3 protein-coding genes are annotated in these 1,952 nt (G+C 41.3%); all 3 read right to left on the bottom strand.

Annotated features, from left to right (window positions below; all coding sequences use genetic code 11):
* Positions 1-325 (bottom strand): hypothetical protein (locus S1OALGB6SA_RS10500; RefSeq protein ID WP_230204342.1); only part of this gene is annotated, 325 nt, incomplete at its 3' end.
* 150 nt (positions 326-475) lie between these two features.
* On the bottom strand, positions 476-790 hold the full coding sequence (locus S1OALGB6SA_RS01070) for a hypothetical protein (protein ID WP_124032269.1): 315 nt from the start codon (positions 788-790) through the stop codon (positions 476-478).
* Positions 791-1,471: 681 nt separating this feature from the next.
* The coding region (locus S1OALGB6SA_RS09935) for a hypothetical protein (RefSeq protein ID WP_230204341.1) at positions 1,472-1,952 on the bottom strand (481 nt) is incomplete at its 5' end.

The following is a 1,952-nucleotide window of genomic DNA, read 5'->3' as shown; positions in this document are numbered from 1 at the left end:
CACTAGAATGAGTTGTCAAATCATAATTGCAGATCCTGCACTTTTTCGGCGGACCAAACTTAAATGCCCATTTCAAGTTCTTTGGGGCAAACATCTCAATTGGAGACGGTATAAGATTTACATTGCACTTGGGACATTTGATATTTATTAACTCCAAAATGACAAAAACCCCCCATAAAAGAAAAGACATCGCTATTAGACAAGACTCAAAAGGATTTTTCCCCAAATCTAACCCAATGATGAGAAAAAAGATACTGAATCCCCCTAAAGGTAAAAACACACACTGCCATAAAAGAAATTTCCTTCGCAGATTTTTCATTTCCAATCTATCTCCGCTTCATAATCAAAATTGTACTTCTTCATTAATGCCTTCTAATACAGCCATGGCTGCTGCATTGGCTAAATCAATAAATGGCAGAGTACCACTCTTGGTAACAGCACCCCGGCTCACTCCTAAACCTACCCCAATAGAAACTCACAACCCATATATGTCGCCTTTCTCATCGGTGTAGATACTAAATGAGAATAGGACCCCGCATTCACATCCACATTGAACCCAGTTCCTTCTGCTACTCCAGAAAACCACGCAATTCCTATTGGCAATCCTCGCAGTTGCACCTAGAGCAGCACCCACAGTTCCAATAATCCCAAATTCCTCTGGATTGTCGGTATCAAAAACCAAGCCATCAGAAAGATCAAATCCTAATTCTAACGCTATTTCACCTTCAATTTGGATAACAACATCATCCAAACCCTCTGGGTCAATTCTAACCACTGGGTTGTTGCCCACATAGGAATACCAGTTAACAGCCTCGATGACAGAGTAGCTCGCCCGAGGCTTCCCCTCCGCATCAATCGGCTTATAAGCTCGAACTCGGCAGGGTCCGCGCTAGATTGACCACTAGATGAGTTCCGTCCCTTATAGCGCCTCATCTTCGATGGCGCACTTAGAGGGCTCTCAAGTAGAACTCCATGAAAGACGGAGGACGGCCTAAGGGATGCTCAGACTTTCTGATACTAATAAACAATATTGTAACTACGAATGGCCCCGCTAGCAAAAAGCATCAAGATTGTTAAAACTATTCGAACCGCTATCGGTATTCTTCTGAATATTGAAAACATTTTTAAATCTAAATTCCTGAGCATGAATGATAGTGGAAAAAAGACTGAAAATATACTAATCGCCAGTTCTAAGACTACTAACGCTAGGTGTATATAACCCAATCCTAAATAAAAATAACCTGCTATACTAAGAATCAAGAAGTGAACTGGCAAAAAAAACCAAAGGAATATATTAAAATCGCTACACATATAGGTAAAGGGAAAGAGTTTTTTTTGCCCTAAAAGAACAGGGGCTGTTTGTTTGTTCACACGATACTTCTTTGTAAGCTTAAATACTATGAACGAGAGAATAACGGAGAAAATAACTATCGAAAAGGGGAAAATGATATCTTCCGAGATGAGGTTGTCCTTACCATTCATCAAGATTATCCCCGACTCCGTAAAAAAACATTTTTTCAACACCAACACCTGGGTTCATTTCAAAACCTGAATCGGGGCCTTCCTGAATATCATATTCGATATACGCGGATCCACCCAAGTTATCTGGAACAGAGGCTTTGATATCTGATTGGGATACCCATTCACCTGATGAATCTTGTTCTCTAACATGATCAAGTGTCAGCGAAAGTTCTAAGCCCAAAAATTTGACATCTCCAGTAAATGACAATTCTACAGAAGGTTTATCTGGTTCCACCTCTTTCGCACCGAGATCTAGAGAAAGTACTCCCCCAAATCCAGCACCTGCAGCAACGTCTACATCCCAGTTTCCTTGATTATCTGTATATACTCGAAATTTGAATGCCGCTCCCGCTCCAATTCCAGCCTTGAATTCCCACATCCCCGTCGGGTCGACATACTTCACGGGGTTGTTGCTCACATAGGCATACCAG

The sequence above is a fragment of the Olavius algarvensis spirochete endosymbiont genome (genome assembly GCA_900608495.1).
Classification (GTDB): Bacteria; Spirochaetota; Spirochaetia; order DSM-2461; family DSM-2461; genus UBA2779.
Note: the sequence above shows the minus strand (reverse complement) of the source record. Positions and strands in the feature narration are given on the sequence as shown.